Source organism: Agathobaculum sp. TL06, from assembly GCF_054658635.1.
In genome coordinates this window covers 76,017-102,186 of sequence record NZ_BAAGGY010000013.1, presented here as the reverse complement: position 1 = coordinate 102,186, position 26,170 = coordinate 76,017, and the positions used below count along the sequence as shown (strand labels likewise).

General features: G+C 53.2%; 31 protein-coding genes and 1 tRNA gene. 15 read left to right on the top strand and 17 right to left on the bottom strand.

What is annotated here, in order from left to right; all coding sequences use genetic code 11:
* From ACYQ3S_RS09585 to ACYQ3S_RS09520, 14 genes are all read left to right on the top strand, one after another.
* Positions 1 to 437 (top strand): 4-hydroxyphenylacetate 3-hydroxylase C-terminal domain-containing protein (locus ACYQ3S_RS09585; RefSeq protein ID WP_459688749.1); only part of this gene is annotated, 437 nt, incomplete at its 5' end.
* A 160-nt stretch (positions 438 to 597) separates the two neighbouring features.
* On the top strand, positions 598 to 2,220 hold the full coding sequence (locus tag ACYQ3S_RS09580) for a solute:sodium symporter family transporter (RefSeq protein WP_459688747.1): 1,623 nt from the start codon (positions 598 to 600) through the stop codon (positions 2,218 to 2,220).
* 359 nt (positions 2,221 to 2,579) lie between these two features.
* Positions 2,580 to 3,206 (top strand): helix-turn-helix domain-containing protein, encoded by a 627-nt coding sequence (locus ACYQ3S_RS09575; protein ID WP_459688746.1) that lies wholly within the window; start codon positions 2,580 to 2,582, stop codon positions 3,204 to 3,206.
* Between the two features lie 358 nt (positions 3,207 to 3,564).
* Positions 3,565 to 3,762, top strand: coding sequence for an excisionase (locus ACYQ3S_RS09570; protein WP_459688744.1), 198 nt, complete (start codon positions 3,565 to 3,567; stop codon positions 3,760 to 3,762).
* Between the two features lie 91 nt (positions 3,763 to 3,853).
* Positions 3,854 to 5,032 carry a tyrosine-type recombinase/integrase gene (locus ACYQ3S_RS09565; protein ID WP_459688742.1) on the top strand — a complete coding sequence of 393 codons (1,179 nt, stop codon included), beginning with the start codon at positions 3,854 to 3,856 and terminating at the stop codon, positions 5,030 to 5,032.
* An 85-nt stretch (positions 5,033 to 5,117) separates the two neighbouring features.
* Positions 5,118 to 6,221, top strand: coding sequence for a redox-regulated ATPase YchF (ychF, locus tag ACYQ3S_RS09560; RefSeq protein WP_459688741.1), 1,104 nt, complete (start codon positions 5,118 to 5,120; stop codon positions 6,219 to 6,221).
* 284 nt (positions 6,222 to 6,505) lie between these two features.
* Positions 6,506 to 8,209, top strand: coding sequence for a VanW family protein (locus ACYQ3S_RS09555; protein ID WP_459688739.1), 1,704 nt, complete (start codon positions 6,506 to 6,508; stop codon positions 8,207 to 8,209).
* 35 nt (positions 8,210 to 8,244) lie between these two features.
* The gene (locus ACYQ3S_RS09550) at positions 8,245 to 9,189 is read left to right on the top strand and encodes a DUF975 family protein (protein WP_459688737.1); all 945 of its coding nucleotides are present in this window, start codon (positions 8,245 to 8,247) and stop codon (positions 9,187 to 9,189) included.
* A 517-nt stretch (positions 9,190 to 9,706) separates the two neighbouring features.
* Entirely contained in the window at positions 9,707 to 11,641 is a 1,935-nt protein-coding gene (gene metG / locus ACYQ3S_RS09545) for a methionine--tRNA ligase (protein WP_459688736.1), read from the top strand.
* Between the two features lie 309 nt (positions 11,642 to 11,950).
* A complete protein-coding gene (locus tag ACYQ3S_RS09540) occupies positions 11,951 to 12,154 on the top strand; it encodes a DUF4177 domain-containing protein (protein ID WP_459688734.1) in 204 nt (67 codons plus the stop codon).
* Complete coding sequence (locus tag ACYQ3S_RS09535) at positions 12,151 to 12,480, top strand: hypothetical protein (RefSeq protein WP_459688732.1); 330 nt, start codon at positions 12,151 to 12,153, stop codon at positions 12,478 to 12,480. Before ACYQ3S_RS09540 ends, ACYQ3S_RS09535 begins: the two co-directional genes overlap by 4 nt.
* A gap of 10 nt (positions 12,481 to 12,490) precedes the next feature.
* Positions 12,491 to 13,255 (top strand): HAD hydrolase family protein, encoded by a 765-nt coding sequence (locus tag ACYQ3S_RS09530; protein WP_459688730.1) that lies wholly within the window; start codon positions 12,491 to 12,493, stop codon positions 13,253 to 13,255.
* A gap of 16 nt (positions 13,256 to 13,271) precedes the next feature.
* Positions 13,272 to 14,042 carry a TatD family hydrolase gene (locus tag ACYQ3S_RS09525; protein WP_459688753.1) on the top strand — a complete coding sequence of 257 codons (771 nt, stop codon included), beginning with the start codon at positions 13,272 to 13,274 and terminating at the stop codon, positions 14,040 to 14,042.
* Between the two features lie 175 nt (positions 14,043 to 14,217).
* Positions 14,218 to 14,293, top strand: a tRNA-Ala gene (locus tag ACYQ3S_RS09520).
* A 54-nt stretch (positions 14,294 to 14,347) separates the two neighbouring features.
* On the opposite strand, the gene ACYQ3S_RS09515 is transcribed toward ACYQ3S_RS09520, so the two are convergent.
* The 11 genes from ACYQ3S_RS09515 to ACYQ3S_RS09465 all read right to left on the bottom strand — a co-directional run bounded on the left by ACYQ3S_RS09515 (position 14,348) and on the right by ACYQ3S_RS09465 (position 23,442).
* On the bottom strand, positions 14,348 to 15,970 hold the full coding sequence (locus ACYQ3S_RS09515; RefSeq protein WP_015574134.1) for a recombinase family protein: 1,623 nt from the start codon (positions 15,968 to 15,970) through the stop codon (positions 14,348 to 14,350).
* Positions 15,971 to 16,042: 72 nt separating this feature from the next.
* Positions 16,043 to 16,261, bottom strand: coding sequence for a hypothetical protein (locus tag ACYQ3S_RS09510; protein WP_015574135.1), 219 nt, complete (start codon positions 16,259 to 16,261; stop codon positions 16,043 to 16,045).
* Between the two features lie 452 nt (positions 16,262 to 16,713).
* Positions 16,714 to 17,133 carry a sigma-70 family RNA polymerase sigma factor gene (locus ACYQ3S_RS09505; RefSeq protein ID WP_015574136.1) on the bottom strand — a complete coding sequence of 140 codons (420 nt, stop codon included), beginning with the start codon at positions 17,131 to 17,133 and terminating at the stop codon, positions 16,714 to 16,716.
* Between the two features lie 401 nt (positions 17,134 to 17,534).
* Positions 17,535 to 17,723: a cysteine-rich KTR domain-containing protein gene (locus ACYQ3S_RS09500; RefSeq protein ID WP_117508171.1), complete on the bottom strand. Its 189-nt coding sequence runs from the start codon at positions 17,721 to 17,723 to the stop codon at positions 17,535 to 17,537.
* A gap of 10 nt (positions 17,724 to 17,733) precedes the next feature.
* The gene (locus ACYQ3S_RS09495) at positions 17,734 to 18,519 is read right to left on the bottom strand and encodes an ABC transporter permease subunit (RefSeq protein ID WP_015574138.1); all 786 of its coding nucleotides are present in this window, start codon (positions 18,517 to 18,519) and stop codon (positions 17,734 to 17,736) included.
* Positions 18,520 to 18,531: 12 nt separating this feature from the next.
* Positions 18,532 to 19,323, bottom strand: coding sequence for an ABC transporter permease subunit (locus tag ACYQ3S_RS09490; RefSeq protein WP_015544018.1), 792 nt, complete (start codon positions 19,321 to 19,323; stop codon positions 18,532 to 18,534).
* 9 nt (positions 19,324 to 19,332) lie between these two features.
* On the bottom strand, positions 19,333 to 20,220 hold the full coding sequence (locus ACYQ3S_RS09485; protein ID WP_015574139.1) for an ABC transporter ATP-binding protein: 888 nt from the start codon (positions 20,218 to 20,220) through the stop codon (positions 19,333 to 19,335).
* Entirely contained in the window at positions 20,217 to 20,822 is a 606-nt protein-coding gene (locus tag ACYQ3S_RS09480) for a TetR/AcrR family transcriptional regulator (RefSeq protein WP_015574140.1), read from the bottom strand. The genes ACYQ3S_RS09485 and ACYQ3S_RS09480 overlap by 4 nt, the downstream gene beginning before the upstream one ends.
* Positions 20,823 to 21,067: 245 nt before the next feature.
* Positions 21,068 to 22,432: a relaxase/mobilization nuclease domain-containing protein gene (locus ACYQ3S_RS09475; protein WP_071429069.1), complete on the bottom strand. Its 1,365-nt coding sequence runs from the start codon at positions 22,430 to 22,432 to the stop codon at positions 21,068 to 21,070.
* A 142-nt stretch (positions 22,433 to 22,574) separates the two neighbouring features.
* Positions 22,575 to 22,862 (bottom strand): CD1845 family protein, encoded by a 288-nt coding sequence (locus ACYQ3S_RS09470; protein WP_015544968.1) that lies wholly within the window; start codon positions 22,860 to 22,862, stop codon positions 22,575 to 22,577.
* A 118-nt stretch (positions 22,863 to 22,980) separates the two neighbouring features.
* On the bottom strand, positions 22,981 to 23,442 hold the full coding sequence (locus ACYQ3S_RS09465) for an SLOG family protein (protein WP_015574141.1): 462 nt from the start codon (positions 23,440 to 23,442) through the stop codon (positions 22,981 to 22,983).
* Between the two features lie 119 nt (positions 23,443 to 23,561).
* Here ACYQ3S_RS09465 and ACYQ3S_RS09460 point away from each other — a divergent pair, with 119 nt between their 5' ends.
* The gene (locus ACYQ3S_RS09460) at positions 23,562 to 23,771 is read left to right on the top strand and encodes a helix-turn-helix domain-containing protein (RefSeq protein WP_015544970.1); all 210 of its coding nucleotides are present in this window, start codon (positions 23,562 to 23,564) and stop codon (positions 23,769 to 23,771) included.
* 40 nt (positions 23,772 to 23,811) lie between these two features.
* On the opposite strand, the gene ACYQ3S_RS09455 is transcribed toward ACYQ3S_RS09460, so the two are convergent.
* The 6 genes from ACYQ3S_RS09455 to ACYQ3S_RS09430 all read right to left on the bottom strand — a co-directional run bounded on the left by ACYQ3S_RS09455 (position 23,812) and on the right by ACYQ3S_RS09430 (position 26,159).
* A complete protein-coding gene (locus tag ACYQ3S_RS09455; RefSeq protein ID WP_022131683.1) occupies positions 23,812 to 24,156 on the bottom strand; it encodes a plasmid mobilization protein in 345 nt (114 codons plus the stop codon).
* Positions 24,153 to 24,332, bottom strand: coding sequence for a DUF4316 domain-containing protein (locus ACYQ3S_RS09450; RefSeq protein ID WP_015544971.1), 180 nt, complete (start codon positions 24,330 to 24,332; stop codon positions 24,153 to 24,155). The genes ACYQ3S_RS09455 and ACYQ3S_RS09450 overlap by 4 nt, the downstream gene beginning before the upstream one ends.
* A gap of 10 nt (positions 24,333 to 24,342) precedes the next feature.
* Positions 24,343 to 24,693 (bottom strand): hypothetical protein, encoded by a 351-nt coding sequence (locus tag ACYQ3S_RS09445; protein ID WP_022131682.1) that lies wholly within the window; start codon positions 24,691 to 24,693, stop codon positions 24,343 to 24,345.
* Between the two features lie 133 nt (positions 24,694 to 24,826).
* Positions 24,827 to 25,180 (bottom strand): cysteine-rich VLP domain-containing protein, encoded by a 354-nt coding sequence (locus tag ACYQ3S_RS09440; RefSeq protein ID WP_015544972.1) that lies wholly within the window; start codon positions 25,178 to 25,180, stop codon positions 24,827 to 24,829.
* Positions 25,177 to 25,914, bottom strand: coding sequence for a DUF4366 domain-containing protein (locus tag ACYQ3S_RS09435; RefSeq protein ID WP_015574142.1), 738 nt, complete (start codon positions 25,912 to 25,914; stop codon positions 25,177 to 25,179). The genes ACYQ3S_RS09440 and ACYQ3S_RS09435 overlap by 4 nt, the downstream gene beginning before the upstream one ends.
* A complete protein-coding gene (locus tag ACYQ3S_RS09430) occupies positions 25,911 to 26,159 on the bottom strand; it encodes a DUF4315 family protein (protein ID WP_015574143.1) in 249 nt (82 codons plus the stop codon). The genes ACYQ3S_RS09435 and ACYQ3S_RS09430 overlap by 4 nt, the downstream gene beginning before the upstream one ends.
* Between the last annotated feature and the right edge of the window lie 11 nt (positions 26,160 to 26,170).

Below are 26,170 nucleotides of genomic sequence, written 5' to 3'. Positions count from 1 at the left end.
AGACGCTGTACTGCTGCGGCATCGCGTGCTCCAGCCAGGGGACGAAGACAAAGAGCGGCAACTACCTGATCGACCTGCTGCTGGCGAACGTATGCAAGCAGAACGTGACGCGGTTCCCGTACGAGATTGCACGTCTGGCGCAGGACCTTGCGGGCGGCATCATGGTAACGCAGCCGAGCGAGGCGGATTACCGGAACCCGGCGACGCACGACTACATCGAGAAGTACCTCAAGGGTGTGGCAGGCGTGCCGACCGAGGACCGCATGCGCGTGCTGCGGCTGATCGAGAACATGACGATGGGTACGGCCGCGGTTGGCTACCTGCCCGAGTCCATGCACGGCGCGGGCTCCCCGCAGGCCCAGCGCATCATGATCGCCCGCCAGTCCAACCTCGAAATGAAAAAAGAACTCGCCAAGAACATCGCGCGCATCAAGTAACTTGAAATGGGGCTGATATAGGAGAAGGGGGATCCCGTGAAAAGATACATGTTGATAACAGTGTTTCTTGCTGTGGTTTTATGATACAGGCGTCTAACAGGATACTCCTATATCAGTATCTGCTATCGTAACAGATATCAGATTTCAGAGGAGGGTAAATATGTTAATGGTATTTGGTATATTTTTAATTTGCACATTAGCGGTTGCGGCTGTAGGATATGTCAAATCTAAAAACGGAAATAAAAGCACGACAGATGGCTACTTTTTGGCAGGCCGCGGTCTGTCCAGCATTGTCATTGCGACATCGATGCTTTTGGCCTGTCTGTCCACAGAACAAATATCAGGGCAGGCCGGTATTGCGTTTATGAGCAATATGAGCGGAGCAGTTTGCTGGGAAGTAGGTTGTATTATTGGTATTATAGCAATGGCCCTGTTCTTTGCGCCGCGCTATTTGAAACGCGGTGTTGCTACTATGCCTGAATTTTTAGGGAAATCCTACGATAAGCAAACGCAAACTCTGGTATCTATTTTGCTGATGGCATCTTATGTGGCAACTGCGATTCCTACGGTGCTTTATTCCGGCGCAATTGTGTTTAATGGGATCTTTGATATCAGTGGCTTGCTGAATATTTCAGACTTCGCTGCAATTGCCCTGATTTGTGCGGCTATCGGCATCATCGGATTGATTTACACTGTGTTTGGTGGATTGCGCATGGTAGCCTTTACAGACACCGCTTATGGAGTGCTGCTGCTTTTAGGCTGTGTTTCCGTACCGTTTTTTGCATTGTATCAATTGGGAGACGGAAGTCTGGGAGAAGGATTGGGTACGCTGATGGCAAGTGTTCCGCACGAAAAACTCAGTGCGATTTCTTCAGTCGACGCAAGCGCCCCGGAATTCCCGTGGCCTACAATTTTGCTGGGTGTAGCAACCATGTGGTTTTACTATTGGTGTACCAGTCAAATGATCATTCAAAAGACTTTTGCCGCAAAGTCATTGAAAGAAGCGCAAAAGGGGATTTTGACCTGTGCAGCGTTCAAGTTGGCAGGACCATTGTATCTTGGTGGGTGCGGTATTTTGGCGTATGCACTGTTTGTCGGTACAGAGACATTTGATAAAATAGTCAGTTCCAATGGTGATCTCGCGTATACCATGTTGATTCAAAGTGTGATCCCAAAACCGATTCTCGGTTTTGTATGTGCGGCTGTTTTTGGTGCAGTACTCAGTTCCTTCAACGGTGCAGTAAATGCAACCAGTACGCTTTTTTCACTTGATGTTTATAAGCAGTATTTAAAACCGGAAGCCACAGATCAGCAGGTAGTGCGTGTTGGACATATTTTCGGATTTGTTCTGGCTGCTGTTGCCGTTTGCATTGCACCATTTATCATGTTTGCATCGGGCGGCTTGTACAACTTAATGCTTGATTTGACGGGCTTTATCAATGCGCCGATTTTGGCCGCTGTAGTGTTTGCGATGATTTTTAAAAAATGCCCGCCAATTGCAGTAAAAGCTGTGATCCCTTTTCACGTTGTGATGTATGCGCTGCTGATGTACATTGTTAAAGTGCCGATTCACAGTAATTATACGATTGGCATTATGTTCTGGATTGATGTTTTGGTCATGTTCCTCATTATGAAGTGGAAGCCTCGGGAGAATTTTCAGGTGGAAGAGGATAATGTGGTAGATATAACGCCGTGGAAGCATGCGAAACTGATGGCGTTCATTTTGTGTTGCTGTGTTGCTGCCTATTATATTGTGTTCTCACCTCTTGTCTTGGCGAAATGATTTGATCGTATTATTAAATTAATAAAGGAAACGAAACAAGCGCCCGCAAAATCTTAAAGATTTTGCGGGCGCTGTTTTTATTCAAATTTTTGAACATTAGCAATAGGGTGGACTGCAATAGAATACACCAAAAAATTTCTGCTTTTTAATATGAGATCGCTGGAATCATTTTATGAATCAAAGGGATATCATTTCTTATATAAATTTGTAAAATATACACAAGAAATAAATGAAAATTTGTGCAAAAAAATTAACCAAGAACGGACGGTTCAACAGCCTATAACAATGTAAATTCCACAGTCAGTGGCAGTAAGGTGGTGAGTGTAATGCTTACATCGCTTACGCCACAGGATGTTATTGTGAAACGCTTTGTCAGCTATTGCTGGAAAGCAATTGAAAATCAGACAAGTGAAGTGTACCGGTTTTTGCGAAAAGATTCGTTATGCCGTATTCCAGGTGCGCTGTTTTTTGAGGCCATTCCACAACCAGCAAATGTGATACACCTGATAGACACAGAATTTATAATTGGGGATATTTGCGTACCTGTTTATGACAGCGATCTTGCTGACGCATTAAAGCAGCTTTCGATAGCACAGAGAGATTATCTTGCGTTCTTATTTTATACAGCAAACCGATCAGGAGATAGCTTCAAGTATGAGCCTGACCAGAGAAAAAGTAAACTACCAGAAAAAGAAAGCGATAAAACAACTCCGAGAGTGGTTTGTGGGGGCAAAAGTGTGAAGAGTAAGGTAAAAGAGAAAAGAATTCTAAGCTATGATACGGTCCAAAAAGCTGTACATGGAGAGGAACAGGCAATGCTTCAGGTTGTACATTTCTTTCAGCCGATAATCCATTCGAAAGCCTTACGCCCGTGTATTGATGAACAGGGTAACTATACATTTTACGTTGACCCGTTTGTCAAGAGGCATATTGAGAACGGACTTTTAAGGGCGATTTTGGATTATCAAAAGCACTGGAACAAATAATCGCTTTTTTCATCGGCTTCCCCATGGGGATTTATAAAATGCTTATGGGGAAGCCGATGAAAGGCGGCTGCAGTGAACCTTGACAAGTGAAGAGTATGGGTGCGCTCCTATGAAGCAAGCGCCGGAGAGCCCAGAGCCGTTAGTCGATAAGGGAAGATGGGCAGCGACCGCAAACGGCTGTAATATTTGCGGACATATGGATATGTCAAATCCAGAACTAAAACGGAGATAAAGCAAAATCTGTTTGGTGAAAATTGAAATTGGGCAGTCGCAGATAAGCAATAAATTTTTCTGTGACTGCCCAACAAATATGTATTGTCATATTATATACACAATTTTTGTGGAAAAGGAGTAAAGAATGGAAGAGAAGGTGCCAATTTATCTGAAAATGACATTGACTATAAAAGAAGCAGCCGAATATAGCAATATAGGCATAAATAAAATTGAGAGCCTGTTACGTATGCCCGATTGTCCGTTTGCCCTTTATGTCGGAACTAAGCGATTGGTAAAACGCATTGAATTTGAAGAGTTTATTAGAAAGAAGCTTGTGATATGATGCTACAGACTATTGAGGAACGAAATTCATTGTGCTATAATCAATTACATTGCATTGGATCTTTTTCTCGGCATAGGGAAGGAGATCAATAATGGGAAAAAATCTTAAAGGAAAAGAATGCGGCAAAGGAATTTGCCAAAGAAAGGATGGTCTGTATTGTGCGAGATTTGTAGATAAACAAGGGAAGCGTCATGAAAAATATTTCAAGACACTTCCGGAGGCTCGTAACTGGATAGCGGATGCGAGATATACAGATAGGCATGATATTTTTACGCCTTCAGATATGACAGTGGATGCATGGTTTGAATATTGGATCGAGCATATCGTTTGCGATTTAGCGCCCAATACTCAAAGAAATTATCGTGAAAGATATACCCGCGATATCCAACCGCTTATCGGAGGAATGTTACTGAAAAATGTTAAACCGCTGCACTGCAAAATGGTGTTAAATCGTATGGAGGATCATTATGCTGGCGGAACGATCCGTCAGACGTATATTGCAATGGGGACAATGTTTAAATCTGCCCTGATGAACGATCTGATTGCAAAACACCCTATGGACGGCGTAAGATTCACTAAGCCGGTTCGCGCAGTTAACGATATAAAATTTCTAACTGTCGAGGAACAGAAGAAGTTTTTGGATGTGGCAAAACGTTCCCATAACTATTTCCAGTACGCTTTGTTGCTGGAAACTGGTCTCCGAACAGGAGAATTGATCGGATTGACTTGGGACGTGATCGATTGGGAGAGGCGGACGTTAACGGTCAATAAAACCTTGGAATTTCGCCATAAGCAGCAAAACTGGCGTGCAGGACCGCCAAAGACAAAGCAAAGTTACCGTACGATCCCGCTGACAAAACATGCTTATGAAATTCTGCGGTCAGTTGAAAACGCTCGGCACTGTTGCAAGCAATCTGATTCACTGGATCAGGTGCTAACTTATGTAGATCGCCGCACAGGGCGTCAAGAGAGCTTTTCGATGCGTGATCTCGTATTTATCAATTGGCGGACGGGAAAGCCGGCGAAGAACAGCTCTTATGACACACATCTGTATAAGTTATGCGATGAAGCGGGAATTAAAAGGTTTTGTATGCATGCGTTACGCCATACTTATGCTACAAGAGCGATTGAGAGCGGAATGCAGCCCAAAATATTACAGCAGTTGTTAGGCCACGCAAGTATTAAGACAACGATGGATCGGTACGTTCATGTAACGGATGATTCTTTGGTTAACGGTGTACAACAGTTCGAGGCGAACCGAGCCATATAGTGCCAATAAAAAATGGTGTAGAAATGGTGTAAATGCTTTTATAGAATGCTGAAAAACCCAGTAAATAAAGGAGATATGAAGAATTATGAAATTAGGTATTGTCGGGCTTCCGAATGTCGGGAAATCGACTTTGTTCAATGCAATCACGCAGGCGGGCGCGGAGAGCGCGAACTACCCGTTCTGCACCATCGACCCCAACGTGGGCATGGTGGCCGTGCCGGACGAGCGCCTGCAGCCGCTGACCGACCTGTACCACGCGAAAAAAACCACCCCTGCGGTGGTGGAGTTTGTGGATATCGCGGGCCTGGTGCGCGGCGCGAGCAAGGGCGAGGGACTGGGCAACAAGTTCCTGTCCCACATCCGCGAGGTGGACGCGATCGTCCACGTCGTCCGCTGCTTTGACAATGAGAACATCGTCCACGTCGAAGGCTCGGTCGATCCCGCGCGCGACATCGAAACCATCAACCTCGAGCTGATTCTGGCGGATATCGAGCATCTGGAGCGCCGCCTGGAGCGCACCCGCAAGGCTGCCAAGGCGGACAAAAAGCTGAATCGGGATGTGGAAATCCTCGAGGCGCTCAAGGCGCATCTGGAGGAGGGCAGGACCGCGCGCACGTTCGAGGGCTTTGGCGAGGACGAGGACGTTGACCGCGTGGTGAACGAGAGCGACCTTCTTTCCGCGAAAAAGGTGATTTACGCCGCCAATATGGACGAGGCGGGCTTTACCAGCGACGCGGCCGAGAACGAGCGGTTGAAGGCAGTGCAGGCGATCGCGGACGCGGAGGGCGCGATGGTGCTGCCGATTTGCGCCAAGCTGGAGGAGGATATCGCGGGCATGGACGCGGAGGAGAAAGAGATGTTCCTTTCCGAGCTGGGCCTGCACGAATCCGGTCTGGACCGCCTGATCCGCGTGTGCTACGACCTGCTCGGCCTGATGAGCTACCTGACCGCGGGTGAGCAGGAGGTGCGCGCCTGGACGATTGAAAAAGGTACCAAGGCGCCGCAGGCCGCCGGAAAGATCCATTCGGATTTTGAACGCGGCTTTATCCGCGCCGAGGTGATCGGCTATCAGGACCTGATCGAGCTTGGGTCGCTGGCGGCGGCCCGCGAAAAGGGCCTTGTCCGCTCGGAGGGCAAGGAATATGTGATGCAGGATGGGGACGTCGTCCTGTTCCGCTTCAACGTATAAAGGGAGTTTTGCTCAAAAAGCGCCGTGGAAAACGGCGCTTTTTTGTATTTATGGGCAGATTTGTTTACTTCTTGTGATTAAATTGTGAATTTAACCGAATTGTTATTGCATATCCCACGGGCTCTGTATATAATGAGGATGGTATAGACCGTCGAAAAATGGCGAGCGGTGTGCTTGCCGTTTTATTTTGTATGATATTTTTCATTGACGCATATATAAAGACAGCGAAACAGGGGAAGATCATGTTGGAAAACCGGATCAATAAAACAAAGAAAGGGGCGCATATGGTGAAGCGTACGGCGAAGAACGCCGCGCCGAAAGCGGAAAAGAAAACGGTCCGCGTGCCGCTCGCCCTGAAGATAGCCGGCGGCGTGGCGGCCGCGCTGCTGGTCCTGCTCTGCGGGTTCACCTACCTTTACCCGAATGTGTTCCCAGGGGTGACGGTCGGGCCGATCGCGGTTAGCGGGATGAGCCGGAGCGCTGCCGCGGCGCAGATCGAAAAACAGAGCGCGCCGCTGTATGAGGACGCGGATGTTTCCGTCACAATCTATGAGCAGACCTACCGTATTCCGGTGCGCGACGTGCTGGAAAACGTGGACGCGGCCCAGTCCGCGGAGAACGCCTACGCGGTCGGGCGCACGGGCAACCCGCTGGCCCGCATGTGGGATGTGGTCACGGCGGTTTTCGGCAGGGGCGAGGCGCAGTTGGCCGCCACCGTGGATGAGGAGGGGCTGAAAAAGGCCCTGTCCGACATCGCCGCGGAGGCGTTGACCGAGCCGGTAGAACCCACCTGGGACATTGGCACGGATACCATGACCATCCATGCCGGCAAGCCGGGCGTGCGGTTCGACACGGACGCGGTCGAGCAGGCGCTGACGGAAAAGATCCGCCTGATGGATTTCGAGCCGTATGAGGTTTCGACCGAGCTGACCGAGACGCCTGCGATCAATGTGGATAAGATCGCCGAGCAGGTGATCGGCGAGCCGGTGAGCGCGACGGTCAATAAAGAGGACGGCAAAACCATTGTGCCGGAAAAGCCCGGCGTGCAGTTCGATATCGACCAGGCGCGGGAGATCGTGGGGGATGGGACGGAGCAAAGCTATTCCATCCCGATCACGACCACGCCGCCCAAGGTGACGGCGGCGGACCTGCAGGAAAAGCTGTTTCGGGATACGCTGGCGCAGGCGGTGACCTATCTGGACGAGAGCAATACCGCGCGCACGAACAACGTCAATCTGGCGTCGGCGGCCATCAACGGGACCATACTCAACCCGGGCGATGAATTTTCGTATAACGGCGTGGTCGGGGAGCGCACCGAGGCGCGTGGATATAAGCCGGCGCACGCATATGTCAACGGCCAGATTGTTGACGAGTTCGGCGGCGGCGTCTGCCAGCCTTCCTCCACGCTGTATATGGCCGTGCTGCGCGCGGACCTGGAGGTGACCGAGCGGTATAACCATTCCTATACGGTCGCCTATACGCCGCTGGGCGAGGATGCGACCGTGGATTACGGCAATCTGGATTTCCGGTTCAAGAATAATACGGATTATCCGGTCAAGATCCTGGCGCAGCAGAGCGGCGGGCAGATGATTATGACGCTTGTCGGTACCAAGACGAGCGACAAGACGGTCACGACCCGCACCGAAGTGCTGGAAACCTATTCGCCGCAGACGATCGAGAAAAAGGATAATTCCATGAAGGTGGGCCAGACGCGCTTGGATGTGAGCGGCATCACGGGCTATTCCACCCGCACCTATAAGCAGATCACGGAAAACGGGAAGACGACCGAGGTGCTGGCGAACAGCTCGCGGTATGACAAGCGGGATAAGGTGGTCTATGTCGGCACGATTCAGCCGGAGCAGCCCAAAACCGAGGAACCGCCCAAGACGGAGGAGCCGTCCGGCGACGGCGGGGAAGCCGGAGAAACGGCGGAACAGGGCGCGCCCTCTGAAGCGGCGCCGGAAGCGCCGGCGGACGGCGCCGCGTGAGCGGACAGCGGGGAAACGACAGGAGGAAACAGCAGTTGCACGACAGCGCACAGGTGAGAAAGACGATCAAGCGGCAGTGTAAGCGCAGGGTCAAGGAGCAGATCGGCCGCTGTGTGGGGATACAGTTTTTGTATGCGGTGCCATATTTCCTGCTGGTGCTGATGCTGTACCTCACGATATTCGGCGACCTGTTCGCGCTGTACGCAAACGGGTATCGGGGAGATGCGCTCGGCATGGCTGTGGGGCGCAACCTGAATGCGGTATGGCTGGTGATATTCGTCATGCTGGTTGTCACCGGCCCGCTGCTGTATGGCATGATGCGGTTTTATATCGGCCTTTCCCGCGGGGAGGAGCCGGGCGTTTCCGCGCTGTTCCAGCCGTTTACCTCGCTGCGCTCGTTCTGGGCGGGCGTGCGGATGGAGTTCTGCCTGTTTTTCCGGCAGCTTCTCTGGTCGGTCCTGCCTACGATGCTGTTTTTCTTTGCAGGCATGGGCCTGCTGGCGAGCGCCGCCGTTTCGGGGCATTATCTGACGCGAGCGGATGTGACGGGCGCGGCGGCGATGCTGTATGTGCTGTACCAGCTTGTGCTGCTCCCCATCCGCATCAAGATGATGACCTATCAGGCGGGCTGGGTTCTGGTCAGCGAGCAGGAGGCGCGCGGCGCGTGGGATGCCACGCGCGACGGGAGCAGAGTGTTCCACGGGCAGTATGGGAAGGTATTCCTGTTTGTGCTGAGCTTTTTCTGGTGGTATGTGCTGTCCGGCCTTGTCAGCGGGCTTTGCTGGCTGATCGCGCTGTTTGGCTTTGTGTTCATCCCCGGCGCGCCGGGCTTTGCGGTGTTTCTGCTGGCGCTGACCGCGGGGGCCTGCCTGGGCGTCGTGATTAACGGGTTTCTGGCGGCGTATATCAATACCTCCTTTGTCTGCCTGTTTGAGTTTTACGCGGGCAGGACACAGAACGGCGGCGCGCCTGAGCGGTAAGGGAAAACGGATGAAAACGGCGGCGGCAGCGGAAAGCGCCGCCGTTTTTTGCACGCTTGACAGGCAAATACCGTGATGCTATAATGAAACCGTTATACAGGTAAGCATGGCGATGAAAAGGAAAGTACGGCGCGGAGAACGGCAAAGCGAGCCTCGGATGGTGAGAGCGGGGCGCGGGAGACGCGGCGGAAAATGGCCTTGGAGTCCCGCACCGAGCCGCGCATGCGGGTAGGCTGCGGCGGGCAGGCGCCCGTTACAGCGCTTCGGGTATGGAAGTACCTGATGAGGCGCGCCGCCGCGAGGGGCGCGTGAAGCAAGGTGGTAACACGGAAGCGTTTTCGCTCTCGTCCTTGAATGGAACGACCATTCGGGAGGAGGGCTTTTTTCATGCGCATTTTGCTGCGGCCGTGGCGGGAGGAGGACGCGGCGGCGCTGCCCGCGCAGCCGGTGAACACCCTGCTGTTTACCGCATAAAACAAGTCTTTTTATGCAAAATGAAGATAAAGGAGAGCAAACCATGGACAAGAAACCCTATTATATTTCAACGGCGATCGCCTATACCTCGGCCAAGCCGCACATCGGCAACACCTATGAGATCGTGCTGGCCGACGCGATCGCGCGCTACAAGCGCCTGACCGGATACGATGTGTACTTCCAGACCGGTACGGACGAGCACGGCCAGAAAATCCAGGAAAAGGCCGAGGCCGCAGGCATCACCCCGCAGCAGCATGTGGACAACGTCGCGGGCCAGGTGAAGGACATCTGGGACCTGATGAACACCACCTACGACAAGTTCGTGCGCACGACCGACCCCATGCACGAGAAAAAGGTGCAGAAAATCTTCAAAAAGCTGTACGATCAGGGCGATATCTATAAGGGCGCGTACAAAGGCAAGTACTGCAAGCCCTGCGAGTCGTTCTGGACCGAGTCGCAGCTCAAGGACGGGTGCTGTCCGGACTGCGGCCGGCCGGTGGTGGACGCGGAGGAGGAAGCCTACTTCTTCCGCATGAGCAAGTACGCCGACCGCCTGATGAAGCATATTGAAGACCACCCCGAGTTCATCCAGCCGGAGAGCCGCAAAAACGAGATGGTCAACAACTTCTTAAAGCCCGGCCTGCAGGACCTGTGCGTGTCCCGCACCTCGTTCTCCTGGGGCATTCCGGTGGACTTTGACCCGGGCCATGTGGTCTATGTCTGGCTGGACGCGCTGACCAACTATATCACCTTCTGCGGTTATGATCCGGACGGGAACCACGACGAGCACTACAAGCGCTTCTGGCCCGCGGACGTACACCTGATCGGCAAGGATATCATCCGCTTCCACACCATCTACTGGCCGATCTTCCTGATGGCGCTGGGCGAGGAGCTGCCGAAGCAGGTATTCGGCCACCCGTGGCTGCTCGTGGGCGAGGGCAAGATGTCGAAGTCGCTCGGCAACGTGATCTACGCGGACGATCTGGTGCGCCTGTTCGGCGTGGACGCGGTGCGCTACTATGTGCTGCACGAGATGCCGTTCGCCAATGACGGCGTGATCTCCTATGAGCTGATCTGCGAGCGCATCAACTCCGACCTTGCCAACGTGCTGGGCAACCTGGTCAACCGCACGATCGCCATGACCAAGAAGTATTTCGGCGGCGTTATCCCCGCCCCGACCGCGGCGGAGCCGGTGGACGACGAGCTGAAGGCGGTCGCGCTCGGCCTGCCCGCGGCGGTCGAAAAGCGCATGGCCGACCTGCACGTCGCGGACGCGATCGACGAGGTGTTCACGCTCCTGCGCCGCTCGAACAAATATATCGACGAAACCATGCCCTGGGCGCTGGCCAAGGACGAGGCCAAGCGCGACCGCCTGGGTACGGTGCTGTATAACCTGCTGGAGTCCATCCGCTTTGCGGCGACCATGCTGCGCCCCTACCTGCCCGAAACGGCGGACAAGATCTTCGCGCAGCTGAACACTGTGGACAAGGGCGTGGAGAGCCTTGCTTCGTTCGGCGGCATGCAGGCGGGCGCGCAGGTGGGCGAGGCGTCCATCCTGTTCGAGCGCATCGACATCCCGAAAAAGCTCGCGGAGATCGAGGCGGAGAAGCAGGCCGCGCAGGCGGCGGAGCAGCCGGCGGTCACTTTCCTGCCGGATATCCCGTTCGACGATTTCTGCAAGGTGGATATGACCGTGTGCAAGGTGCTCGCGTGCGAGAACGTCAAGAAGAGCGAGAAGCTCTTGAAATTCCAGCTCGACGACGGCTCGGGTACGCCGCGCCAGATCCTGTCCGGCATCGCCAAGTATTACAAGGCCGAGGAGCTGGTGGGCAAGACGGTCGTTGCGGTCACCAACCTGCCGCCGCGCAAGATGATGGGGCAGGAGTCGTGCGGCATGCTGCTCTCTGCGGAGAAGGACGGCAAGCTCAATCTGCTCATGCTGGACGACGGTATTGAAGCGGGCGCGAAGCTCTGCTGACGCTCGATGGAAAGGCACGCCTTCCCATCGAAGAGGCCGCACCGCGCCGCAGGCGCGGATGCGGCCAGAGCGCGATCGTTGCGCGCCGCAGGCGGCACACAAGATCGCTTTCTGGTATCAAAAGACAGGCGCATGTCCTGTCTTTTGATGTCCCGCGCCGCAGAGCGGCACAGGACGATCAAATGCGCGCTGCGGCGCGGGGGGAACGGCGGCGGGGATTGCAGGCAGAGCGAAGCTGTGCTACAATAAAAGAGCGAAGGGCTGCGGCTGGCGCCGCGGCCCGCTTTTTTATGGATGGAGGTCTGGGTGATGTATCAATACGAATACGTTTCTCTGTACACGGGCGGCGGCTTTTGGATCAACAATGCGGAATGTGAGCACCGGAAAATCATCGACCGCTATGCGGCGCAGGGGTGGCGGTATGCCGGCTATTTGCCGATAAAGTTTTCCGGCGATGGTGGCTTGAAAGAGATCGATCTGGTGTTTGAAAAGCCTGTGGAGGATGAAAAATGAACGCGGCCAGCATCCCGATGGCAGTTATCCTGTGCTTCTGCGCGGCGGTATTTGCTGCCGTCGGCTGTTGGGCGGCCATGCGGCGCGACCCGATGCACTTTTGGGCGGGCAGCACGGTCAAACCGGAGGAAATCCGCGATATCCCAGCCTATAACCGCGCCTGTGCGCGGCTGTGGTGGGGATACGGTGCGGCTTGGGCGCTCGCTGGCGCGCTGGCGCTGTCCGCGCCCGCTGCGGCGGGCATAGCGGCCGCGGCGCTCTCGGTCGGCGGGCTGGGCGCTTTGATCGGCATTTACAGATATATCTACAAAAAATACAAGCGATAAGGAAGGACCCATGCGAAAAAAATACCTCTTTTTTGATATTGACGGCACGCTGGCGACCGGCCTGACAACCGTGATGCCGGAAAGCGGGGCGCGCTGTCTGGAGCGGCTGCGCGCGAACGGCCATTTTACCGCGATCGCAACCGGCCGGCTGCAGGCTTCCGCCGCCGTGGTCGCACAGCGGTACGGCTTTACGCATATCGTGGCCGACGGGGGCTACAGCCTGACGCTGGACGGAGAGGTCATTGAGATGCAGAGCCTGCCCGTGCCGGATTGCGTCGCCCTGCTGGACCGGCTGGAGCGGCAGCGTATTCCCTGGGCGGTAACGATCGAAAACGAGCGGGTCTGCCTCACAGCGGATGAGCGGTATCTGGCTGTCGCGCCAAGCAATTATTTTCCGGTCACGGTCGATCCGGCCTTTGATTACCGCGGGATGGACAAGCTGTATAAGGTATATATCGCCTGCACGCCGGAAAATCAGGGGGAGATCGACCTCGGCGGCCTGCCGACGGTCCGCTACAACCAGGATGTGCTGTTTATCGAGCCGGTCTGCAAGCAGCGCGGCATCCGGCGCATGCTGGACGTGCTGGGCGCGTCGGATGAGGACGTCGCGGTCTTCGGGGACGGCACGAACGACGTCTGCATGTTCGGGCAGGGCTGGCTTTCAGTGGCGATGGGGAACGCCTGCGCGGCGCTGAAAGAAAAGGCGGATTACATTACAACGCCGGTTGACCAGGACGGGCTGTGGAATGCCTGCCGGCATTTCGGCTGGATATGAGGAGGAAAGCAAAACGATGCTGTTTGATACCCATGCGCATTATGACGACGAGCGCTTTGACGAGGACAGGGATGCGCTGCTGTCCGCCATGCCGGAAAACGGCGTAGGGCTGATCCTCAACCCGGGCTGTGATTTGGAGAGCTCCCGCAAGGCGGTCGGCTACGCACAAAAATACCCTTTTATATACGCCGCCGTGGGGATACACCCTGAAAATATTGACGAAAATTGGAATAACGACCTTGCGGTCATCAAAGAATTGGCGCAGACGGAGCCGAAGGTGCGCGCGATCGGCGAGATCGGGCTGGATTATTACTGGGAAAAGGACGAGCGGGCGCGCGCGCGGCAGCAGGTGGTGTTCGCGCGGCAGATGGAGCTTGCGCGTGCGCTGGGCAAGCCGGTTATCGTGCATGACCGCGATGCGCACGGCGACTGCATGGAGATCGCGCGCCGGTATGCCGGCGTCACAGGCGTGTACCATTGTTTCGCAGGCAGCGTGGAGATGGCGCGCGAGCTGCTCAAGCTGGGATACTATCTGTCGTTCACCGGTGTAATCACGTTCAAAAACGCGCGCAAGGCATTGGAGGTTATCCGAGAGGCACCGCTCGACCGGCTGATGATTGAAACGGACGCCCCCTATATGGCGCCCGAACCGTATCGCGGCCGCCGCAATTCGTCGCTGTATGTACACCGTATGGCGGAAACGATCGCGCAGGTCAAAGGGATGGAAGCGGAAGCGGTCGAAAGGATCACAACAGAAAACGGCAAAAGATTGTTTGGGATTGCGTGACGAAAAATTTGCATTTTTCCTTGACAGGGAAAGCGTATTTGTGTATAATATATTTCGTCGTCAGAACAAAGCGGACGACCTTTTGGGGGCGTAGCTCAGCTGGGAGCCCGGTTGAAGCGGTAAACAACCCCCGTACAGGGAACATAAAAATTAAACATCACAATCTCTCTTATCTGGGGGTATAGCTCAGCTGGGAGAGCGCTTGAATGGCATTCAAGAGGTCAGCGGTTCGATCCCGCTTATCTCCACCATCACCAAGAGATTGTGAACGAAAACCTCACTTCTTCGGAAGTGGGGTTTTTGCTTTATGCAGCGATGGCAACGATGTCCATGCCCATGCTGAACTGCTCAAAGTCAATGTTAAAGTCGATATGCAACTTGTAGTCCCGGTAGACCTCCACCCGCTTGATAAGGCAGTTGACGATCATTTTCTTTGCCTCCATGCTGGCGGTGTCGTACATATCAGCCCAAGAGATAATGTCATCGTATTGGGCGTTCAAGTGTTCCAGCACAGCCTGTCCTTCGTCATAGGCCAGTTGCGCCGCCTCAAGCTGCTGCTGAACTTCGAGACATTTTGTCTCACAGTCAGAAATCAGAGAGCCGAGCAAGTCCTGCGAAAAAGCACTTTCGCCGCGCAGGGATTTAATGACCTCGGCCTTCAGCATATTCAGCTCGGCAGATACTTTTGTATGTTCGGCCCGGATGCTGCGGAGCAGCGCTTTCCGTTCCTCCATCTTTTCTTTGTATCGGATATTGACGATCTCACTTTTGGGGACAGCTTTCATACGCTCAAAGATCTGTCGCACCACCTTATCAATGATGCCGTCAAGGGTATGTGCCGTGTACCCGGTCTGACCGTCACATTCCGTTTGCTTGCGGGTTTTGCCGTAGCAGATATACCGTACACGCTTTACAATGCGGTTTGGATCGTCCTTGCAGGGATAAGCCTTGCCGTTTGTGGTGAGTGAGAGCCGGGAGCCACAATGACCACAAAACACATTCCCGGCCAGCAGGGACTGGCCTCGGGTGTTGAGAGGAACACGGCGCTCCTGTTCGGCAGAATTGGCACGGGAAGTGCGGATATGCTGTGCGGCCTCAAAGAGTTCCGGCGGGATAATCTGCAAGTGCAGCAGCACTTGGGATCGGCTATCGCCGCTGCGGAGTACGCCGGTATAGGTGAGGTTGCAGATGATACCCCGGATGCTGGCGTGGTGCCACATCTTACCCGACCTTGCCCGATACCCGAGCTTATTCAGATAGGTGGCGATCCGCTGGGCTCCGTAGCCCTCATGCACATACTTGTCAAAGATAATCCGCACCACAGCGGCCTCGGCCTCGTTGACAACCAGCTCATAAACCTCATGCTTTCGCTTGTTGAAGCGGCCACTTTTTACGAGATCGTAGCCGTAGGGAGCAAGCCCGCCTTTGAAACCGCCGTCCTCGACAAGCTGGCCGAGGGCGGTTTTTGTGCGGATAGAAGTCTTTTCGCTTTCACCGTCAGCTTGCCAGAAGCGGATATAGTTGGTGAGTTTGTCGGTGTGGGTATCAAAACGCTGCTCACCCTCTTGGGTACTCCATACCCGGATGCCGTTCTTGACAAACCATTCCACCACAAAGGGCGTTTCGTCAGCGATACGCCCGATGCGGTCAAACATGAACACCAGCAGAATATCGAACTTGCCCTGCTTGGCCCGTTCTTTGATGATTTGGAGTTTGTCGCGGTTTTCGGCCCGTACCTTGTGGCCGGATACGCCGTCCTCCTGTTCTTCGTGAACAATCGTCCAGCCCATCTTTTCACAGAAGCGGTGGCACTCTCTGCGCTGCATGGGGATGTCGGCTTGGCTTTTATCGTCATAGTCCACTTGCTTGTCGGTGGACACTCTATACAAACAGTCAACGCGAGTTCCGATAAGAATGTTATTTTCCATATTGATCCGTCCTTTCATTTGTCATAAGGGCAAACCAAAAGAGCGAATCAATACGCGGGAGATATGAACTTTTCAAGGTACATAGGGGCTACCCCCACTATTATTATCGCTCCGATTGGGGTGGATTGCAAGGATGTCGCCGTGGGTATGCTTGGCGGCATTGTTGGCAAAAGAGGATAGCAAAATCTGTTTCACATGGCCGAGGGCCGTTGTGTTTCTGCTATCGGCAAAGGTAGCGGATATTTGATAACCGTCAATGGCGAAAGTGGTTAATTCTCTTGTGCGCTCCATAGATGACCTCCTTCACAAATGGCGTAGAACTGATTGATCCCCGTTGTCTGTTGGGGAAACACGAAAAGGCGGCACCCGCGATTGGGTGTCGCCCTTTTGCCTTTCTCCACATTGGGACAATTTGTCTCGAAGTTAGAATAAGGAGCGCCGCGCTCATTTTCTTGGCCCGTCATAAGACAGCTATACTCGGCGCGACGCTCCTTGCTGGGGTGGTGCGGCAGCTCCGGGGGACAGGCTGCCAGCCTGTCCACTCGCGGATCGTGGCCGTGGGGTGGCAAGTCCCCACTTGCGGCGTTGGTGTGGATCGCTCGTCCTCCGTGTTGGAGAAGTCCTGGCGCACCCGCCGCCCGGCTCCTCGCACTATGCCCGGAGCCGCCGCTATTCAGTTGTGGAGAGGATCAACTCCTCTCATATACCAAGGACATTTGGAAGATGTTTTTTAACCCCCTACATCAAACATTTTGCAAATATTTTTTCATGGACTTCAAACCCTGCTGGATAGATTTATGTACGGCGGCCACGCTTACGCCATCGGCCTCGGCAACCTCAGTCATGCTCTTGCCTTCAATGATACAGGCATCAATGCGAAGCCCCTGCGTTTCGGGCAAAGTGTTCAGCGCGTTCCACAGATCGCAGAAACGCTCCATGCGCTCCAGCAGCTCCTGCGGGGTCGGCTCGGAAAGGCAGGCAGAGTATTCGATCCCATCATCACAGTCGAGGGAATACTGTGCCTTATTGCGGATTATCCGCCGCTGGTAGGCAGCCTCATACAGCTTGTCGGCCCGCAGCTCGGCGGCCACTTCATCGGAAACTTCGATATATTCATCATGGGTGTGCCAAGAGTAAAAGTCCTTCAGATTGATAGTAGTCATTATATTTTCCTCCGTTCAGATTTTTGTTGTGGGTGGACGATCTGAACGGGGGATGGCGGGGATCGGCAGCCGGGGCCGCCCCTGCCTACCTCGGGACAACTTGTCCCAAGGTGGGTATAGAAAAACGCGCTCGCATGGCGTGATGCCACACAAGCGCGTGAAATGACATTATTCTTAATGTACTGGCAAATTTCGCGTCCAATGCCGGACTTGCCCGGAGGGGGAGCTACGCTTTTTTTAGCTGGTGAAGATCATGCGTACTATGAAAAAGCAAAATGAACACGACGATCCCTCCTCGGAAACCGCCGTGTTCCTCATAAAGTCGTCGTATAACGCGGCGGCTTTAATTGACAGCCGCCGAAAACAAAAGAGCCGATAATCCGCGCCTGAGGGCTAACGGGTTATCGGCTCTGCGTCTGTGCGTCTGGCTCTGTGATAACTAAAATCTTAAATTTTTCTACGCTGATTAAAGTTTCTTGTTTGCATTTAGGACAAAACAAAGGAAAGTTTTTCAGCTCAGTATCTAACCGCAGCTTGATACGAGTTTTACTGTTACAGACAGGACATAGCAGCCACTCGAAGCTATCCATATCGTTCATTTCAAATTTCCCTGAGCGTCCAAACTTTTTGAGCTGTGATAACAGAACCAATCGCAATTATCATAGCCAATAGGAAGAACGAAAACTGTATTCCACTTATTGCCACTGTGTAAACATCGAAGAATTTTAATGGCGTTAAGCAGTACAGCATTGGAGCTTCAAGATATTCGGCGGTGATGCTGATGCCATAAAAGAGCAATAATATTCCCGCGCCTATCCGAACAGCCCCTTTATAGGTTCTCGTCAGGCTGGAGGCCAGAAGCGTGATTGCAAACAAAGTCAACCCTGTCAAAAACAGGCCCAATGTGGTGGTAAAAGCAGCGTTTCTTTGCTCTAAACCGCCTAGCGGTAAAATGGCGGTAAAATAATTACATAACCCGCTGAATACCGCAAGTGCAAGCAAATTACATACACAGGCAACTGCTTTGGCACAGACAACCTTGTTGCGACCCACTGGTTTTGTAAATAGATATTCTGCCGTTCCCTGCGCCTGTTCTTTCGCTACACACGAAACACCGAGATAGACCGCATAGCTGTTGGTTAGCATCGTGACCCAATAATACATACAGCCATACCAGCCCAAAGCAGAAGTCAGATCACCGCTCACACCAAACATAGCTTTCAGAATTTTCGGAAAATTCGATATTAGCCCTGTCAGCTCATTGAGGCTTTCCTTTAGTGACAAATACTCAAAGTAAGCGAAGCCACACAAAATCAAGACAATTCCCATCCAGATCAGCAGTAGTTTTCTTGTTAAGCGCAGCTCGTTTTTCACTAACGCCTTCATTCGTTTCCTCCTTTACACAGCCAACGCAATATCCCGCTTCAAGATTTTCCAGTATGCCAGCAGCGCAAACCCAAACAGCAGGAGCAGATACCAGAGCATATAGTCCCATGAATAAGTTCCAGCATTGTGGATTTCCGCTGGACTGAAAAAAGAAAACGGCGATAAAAAGCCGATTGCCCGGATATTGACAGTCCTCGAAAAAGAAGTGATACAATATTCCACAAACACAACCAATCCGGCTGTCAGAAGTGGGGAACGATTATTGGGGTGAAATATTCCAACCATCAGTCCCAATAGTGCAAAAAAGAGGGAGATGAGAATAAACGAACCTGCCACCAAGAAAAATTCCCCGATGGGAAATCCGAAACGGAACAGAGTCATCGTTAGAAATGAAGTCGCCAGATAAAAAATCCCTGTTACACATATTCCGGCAAGCGCACATAGCAGCTTTCCCATATAAATCTGTTTCCGTCCACAAGGCTTTGTGTATAAGTATTCAGCCGTATTTCCCGTACACTCTTCTGTATGTAACGACAGCCCCAAGTGCATCCCGAAAATCCCCCCTGCAACCATAAAAAAGCCTGTGAGGAACGAGTACATACCAAGTGGCTCCATCAATAGCTCCAGAGAAATACCAACCGTTTCAAAAAAGCCTCCCTGTGTAAATTCCACAGGCAAAGTTTCCACCGTTTCAATCATGCCATAATACACTGGCGTCATGGAGAAGATACAGACCGCAAGAGTTGCGGCCCAAATCAGAATATATTTTCGTTTTCGTTTCCATTCAAATCGAAAAATCAACATAACGACCTCCTATTCGTAGTAGTGGAGGAATACTTCTTCCAATGACGGTTCCTCAATTAAAATATCCTCCAGCTCCAGCCGATGAAGCTGGTTCATAATCATCATAACTGGTCCGCTGAACATAAAGGATACAGAAGTCTTGCTCTTGTCCCACTCTAAATTAGCCGTACCGGGAACAGAAAAGAAATCCTCTGGAATGGCGCTTTTTGCTGTCAGCGAGATTTTCTTGTATCCGTTTTCCCGCAGTTCCTTCATGGATTGAACACTGATCAGCTTCCCCTCCCGCAGAATGGCTACACGGTCACAAAGTCTTTGCACCTCACTCAAAACGTGGGAGGACAGAAAAATGGTCACACCTCGTTTGTTTTCTTCTTTCAGAATATCATAGAAAGCCTGCTGGATGAGCGGGTCAAGGCCACTGGTAGGCTCGTCCATAATCAGCAACTTCGGAGAGGGTAACAGAGCCGACACAATGCCAACTTTTTTCTTGTTCCCTAAAGACAAATCGCCAATTCGCCTGGATAAGTCTAAATTCAACCGCTCCGCTAATTCTTCCATCCGGCTGTGGGCATTCACACCATAGAGTTCTGCTGTGTAGAAAAGCATTTCTTTTACTTTCATATTGTTGTAGTAACAGTTTTCGCTGGGAAGATACCCCACATCCTTTGCGATACGGGCGGGCTCCCGACTACAATCTAACCCAAAGATAGAGGCTCCTCCGTTGGAGGGTTTCAGCAGGCCCATTAGAGTACGGATTGTGGTAGATTTTCCTGCTCCATTGGGGCCAATAAAGCCGAAAACCTCGCCTTGTTCAACAGTAAAGCTAATGTTTTCAATTCCTCGATGTTTTCCATAGCTTTTTGTAAGTTCGTTTAGGACAATTACCGGCTTGCTCATGGCAAATATTCCTCCTTGTAAAAGTTGTGTTTCAACATATCTAGGATGTTTCGAAACTCTTTCATCATGCTGTCATAATCCACTCCACTTTCCAACTGAACGGACATACCCTTTGCAAGCATCATAAGCATCTGAAACACTAATTCTGCATCCTCCGGGTGTCTGAATTTTTTATAATCCCGCTCATGCAGAACAAGCGATGCGATATATTTTTCATTTGCTTCTGAAAATATGGCACTTTTCAATTCAGGCGTTGGTTCCACTGCCACACTTGCAATAAACGACGCAATATGCGGGTGCTTTTTTAAGATTTCCACTTTCATAACGCTGGCTTCCCATACACGGTCAAAGAAATCCGTAGTTTCCTCCAATGCACTCGTGTTATAGGCTTGCTTCATTTGGGCAGCGCAGTAATCAAATAAATACTGGTAAAGTGTCTGCTTATTTCCAAAATACTGGAATATAGACGCCTTTGAGATACCTGCCGCTACCGCAATATCATTGATTGACGTTTTTTCATATCCATGTCTTGCGAAACAGGCAAGCGCCGCATTACGGATTGTTGCCTGTTTCTCCTGTGAAAGCGCTAAAAATTTTTCCATTACTATTCTGCTCCTTCAAATAACCGAATCGGTTATTTGTATACAGTGTAACATAAATAACCGAATCGGTCAAGACGTTTTGCGCTATTTTGAGAGGAGCGCACAAATGGCAAGCAGGGCAAGTGTAGCCACACTTGCTATTTTTGCATCCCGTGGGGGCTGCAAAAACGCTTGTTGGGGAGCCTCCCCAAACCCGGCACTTTGGGACAAGTTGTCCCGAAGTCTGTTGTCTGCGTCACCGTTGCTTATCGCTCCTGTTCCTTATTTTTGCGCTCGTCCGACAGGCCGAGCAGATGATCGATATTCGCCTTGACCGCCACGGCCTCCCGCATTTCCTGCTGGGCCGCCCGGTACTCGGCATAGAGGGCTTTTTTTCGCGCTGCAAGTTTGCGGCGTTTTTCTTTTAGCGCGTCCATCTTCGGGAGCTTTTCACCGTCCAGCAGCTCATTGAGTGCCGCCTTCGCTGCCCGGTAGTCGGCCAGCTCCGGGCCATGCTCGGCCAGATATTTCTTGCTGTACCGGGCCGCCTTGTACCCCTCGAACACAGGCCGGGACTTGGCGTACTGCACCACAGCCTCCATCAGCGCGGAGGTTTTGGCGAGGTCAGCCTCGGTCTGACGCAGTTCCCCGGCCAGCGCATGAAACCGCTGGGCCGTTCCGTCAGCTTGCGCAGCGAGCTGGTCATACTCGGTGAGCTGGTGCTCCTGCAAAAACATGAGGGCTGCTGCCATCTGTTTGAGGTTATACACCTTGGCCCACCGTTCATAGGCCGGGCCTTTGCCGGAGCGCAGACGCTCCTGTATATCCACAATGAGATTGACACGCCTGGGCGTGGGAGCCGCCGCATCGTGGATATGCGGGACGGGTCGTTTCCCGGCAATCACGGCTCGAATGTTCTCGGGATCGTAACCTTCCCCAAGGGTGGATGCCCGGAGCCGCGTTGCCCGTTCCTGTCCGGGAACAAGGAACGAGATCACACCGCCGCGCCCATGCTTGACCGCATACCCGGACTCCGCCATGAGCCGCAGAAAGTCGGCAAAATCGGCGGGGCCTTTTGCGAGAGCATCGTTGATGGCAAGGCGCAGCCTTTCTTTATAAGAGGGCTGGCGCTCGGCTCCCAGCCATGCCCCATAGTGAAGAAAGCGGCCCTTGCTATGTAGCTTGGGATTGAGGATCACGGACAGGTCATTTTCCAGACACACCCGATCCGAGAGCCGCCGCACAGCGCGGGCCGAGCCGATGAAATCCCGGAACTTCCGGGTACAATCCAGCGAAGTAGAATTGTAGTAAATATGGTTATGGATATGCTGGCGGTCTGTGTGGGTGGCAACGAAAAAGGCGTACTTGCCCTTCGTCCAGCGCATCGCCGTTTCGTAGCCGATGCGATTGGCCTCCTCCGGGGTAATCTCTCCGGGCTTGAACGCCTGCCGGATCTGATAGCACAGCACATCGGCATCCCGGCGCTGCTCCCGGCCCGTGACAGCCCGGTACTTTGCCTTGCTTAACAGGAACTCCGCATCGGCGGTCATGTGGTCGCAGGCATAGGAAGAAATCAACTCGCCACCCTGCGTCTTATCCGGGTTTTGTCCGTATTCAAACCGATCCTTCAGCGATTGCGCGATAGTTTCTCCCTTGCTGATTTTGTGCTTTTTGAGATAGGTCGTTGCCGTAGGCAGCCCTCCTTCCTGTAAGAAAAACGGCGGCTGTGTTCAGCCGCCGTCATGCTACCTTGGGACAAATTGTCCCGAAGTATCAGCCTGTGATGAAGCCCCGCAGAGCAAAGTTGAGATTGTGCAGCTTATCCACCAGCCACTCCGCGATGGCCGGGATGCCATAGGGAGAGATCAGAAACGCAAGGACAAGGAACACGATCCCGCCCAGCGTCTGGCCGCTGATGAACAGGGCCACGGCAAGCAGGGTCAGCACCACACAGGCCACAACGAAAACCGCAGTTGCCATACAGAACAGAAAAGACACCACGGCGGCCAGAACGGTGAGCACCACCACAAAGGGGGCGGCAAGGATTTTCAGAACGATCATAAGCGGCTACCTCCTGTAAAAGTTGATGGGTTTCCTCCTACCAATATTATAACTCCGCCCATATAAGCAAACAAGGATGTCGATGGCCGGGCTACTTTGGGACAAAATGTCCCAAGGATTATATCTCAATGATGCGAATTTCCTTTTCGTTTGCCTGTGCAAAACGAATGGTGTAAAAAGTGCCGCCCGTGGATCTCCCGTCATAAACGGCAATTACCCGATCCGAGGAAAGTACCATGTAGCGGTTGCGTTCATGGTAGCATTGGCGATTGGATTTTTCAGACTGAACATACACGCGATCACAACAAGCAAGCAATTCTTGAAACAAGGGAGATTTAGCATTGATACGGTTTCGATATGGGAGCGCGGCCTCCAACTGCAAACAGCTATTTTGTTTCTTTTCCGCTGCAACTATGGCGGCAAAAGTGAGATCAACACCATCGGCAAACCCGGAGATAAAACGGGTATATCCCGCTGCAATCGCAGCCAGCACTTCTTTCCGTAGTGCTTCTTCCACATACTGCTCCTTGCCGACTGGCACATCACGATGGCCTGTTACACAACAAGTTTTCTCTCCCATTATCCAAACCTCTTTTCTGAAATTGCCCCGCCTTGGTATGGGCAATATTGCCTATCACGCTTTAGGTCAATTATAGGCAATAATGTTTATATAAGCAAGCGTGAAAGGAGGTAGGCCGGATGATCTCATACGCCCCATTGTGGGAAACTATGAAGCGCAAAAATGCAACCACATACACTTTGCAGGTCAAAGGGGAGATCAGTAGCTCCACGGTGCGTAGGCTGAAAGCGAATGAATCCGTTTCTACCAACACGCTGGATGCCCTTTGCAGAATACTTGATTGTGAGCTTGACGACATAATCGCATATTTGCCCGATGAAACAGAATAATGCGGGGAGCAAGGTATAAACCTGTGCTCCCCGCGTTTTGTTATAGCTCCACCACCTCCGACAGCTTTTTAATCAGAACGGACAGCGGCCCCCACAGGTCTGCATAGTCCTTTTGCAGCGCAGCGATCTCCGAGGGGTAGATGCCGTAGGTATTGGCATGGATCGCCACTTGGTTGAGGTTGTTTGCACACCGCCGCTGCAAGGACACCAGCTCCCGCACATCCGCAAGATCAACATGGAGCACATACCCATTGAGGGCCATTTTCCGCATATATGCTCCCATATTTTGAATACCCGCCTCGGCCATGCGCTCATAGATCAGCTCCTGCTCCTCGGGCGTTACCATGACATTGAGATGGACGCAGCGACGGCGCTTTTTCGTCAACGCTCCTCGCGCTCCCTGCTGCGGCGTTTGGGCGGGATCTCCCGCACCTTATCCAGCGGCTTTTCCTCGGGCGGGAGCACCGGGGCCGGGCCGTTGTTCAGAATACCGTCGATCATATTATAGTTCTGCTCGGTGGTGAGTTCCGCGCTTTTCAGCGGGTCATACTTTTCGGGCATAGCGATCCTCCTATCTGTCGCCCCTGTCGGGGGTAGTCTTTTTCGGGGCAGCGCGGCCCCGGTCAGCCTCGGCCAGCTTTGCGGCCTCTTTCATCTGCTGGGCAATCGTGCGGGGCTTGACCTCCTGCACCTTATACATCCGCTTGTAGTCGGCGGCTCGATCCTTGAAATCCTTTTGAGCCGATGCCTCGTCTGCGTGGTAATGGCCCCAATAATAATCCCGCCGCCCGTTCTCTTCGGCAAACTGCCATGTGACAAAGGGAGCCGGGACTTTGGGGTTTCCATGCTCCGCGATGGCAAATCCCCGTTTGTTGTCAAAGAGAACGGACTCGCGGATCACATATCCGGCGTTTTTCTCCACGGTACACCTCCTTCAAAAAGTGGAAAGTATTTTGCGAAAACAGGGGTGGGGTATGAAATGATACACCCCACCCCACAAGCGGCCCCGAAAAGCCTTGATACAGGCGGTTTTTTCGGGCCTAATTTTCCACGGGTCAGCGCCTTGTTTTACGCATATAATCCCGCTTCTGTTTTCGCAGGGCAGTAGCGGAACAGGCCGCAGAGCAATACCGTGTCCGGCCATCCGGGAGGAAAGGTCGCCCACAGATCGGGCAGGGCCGCGTTTCCGGGACCGGGCCTTCGGCGGTCAGCGCCGCCTCCAGCACCGGATCATTGGGCAGAACGGCATCCCGGAAGTAGCGGCAGTAGGCTCCCGTCCAGCATTTCCCCAGCATATAACAGGGGCCGTCCAGCGGTAAGCACCCATACTCCCGATCATAGTTCGCACACAGGGAAAACACCAGCTTGCGGATCGCCCTCTTTTCCTCGCGGGTCAGTTCCCGGCTCATACCTCGTCCTCGTCCCAAGGGGGCGTATCGTCCTCGAGATCGTCAAAGGCATCCAGCTCGTCCCCGTAGTCCTCCTCAACCGCTTCTGTGGCCCGCTGCTGCTTGGGGCGGTAAACCTTGAAATACCAGCCAGCACCGCCGCCCACGGCGGCAATCGCCAAAATGAGCAGGATCGTACCCATATTGCCGTCTGTGTCCTCGGGCTGCTCCGGCTCGGGATCGTCCACAGGCTCGGTGTCCTCCACCGGCTCGGGCTCCACGCCCACGCACTCGGTCATGTTGGTGGCGCATACGGGGCAATCGGTGTTGATGGCCCCGGCCATGCACTTATCCGTACAGGCACAGGCGGGGACTTCCATCCCGGCGGCTTCCATAGCAGCCAGCAGATCGGCCTCGTCCACAATGCTGAAAAAGTATGTTTCGTACTGTTCGCCGTCCTCGTCCACGGGCTTATCGTAGTCAATGACGATATAGAATGTATTGCCGCCGCTGGTCTGGACGGTGATAAACTGCTTGTTGGTGTGCTCGTCATAGAGCAGATCGCGGGTGACAAGGTTGCCCTCGTCAGAAAAGCCTACCCCCGGCTCGGTGGTGGGGGTAGGCTCCTCCAGCCCTTCCCACTGGTCGGTAGGCTCGATGTACTCGTCACCGCCCCCGGCATGGGCCGTCACGGTAAAGCCGCACATGAACACGGCCACGCAGAGCGTCAGTAAAAGAACACGCAGCTTTTTCATTCCGCAGCCACCTCCTCGGACTTCGGGACATTTTGTCCCAAGGTTTTCCCGGCCCGGAGCTGCTGGAGCACCAGCGGCAGCTCCGCGAGAGGGATGCTCATGCCGCGCACGATGTCCACGATCTCGCTGTTTTCAGCCTCCACCTTGCGCTGTTCCAGTTCTTTCAGTTTGGTCTGCTGTTCCGCGATTTTGGCCTTGACCTTTTCGATCTCGGCTTCGATTTTCGCGCTTTTCGTAGTTGCCATAGATAACCTCC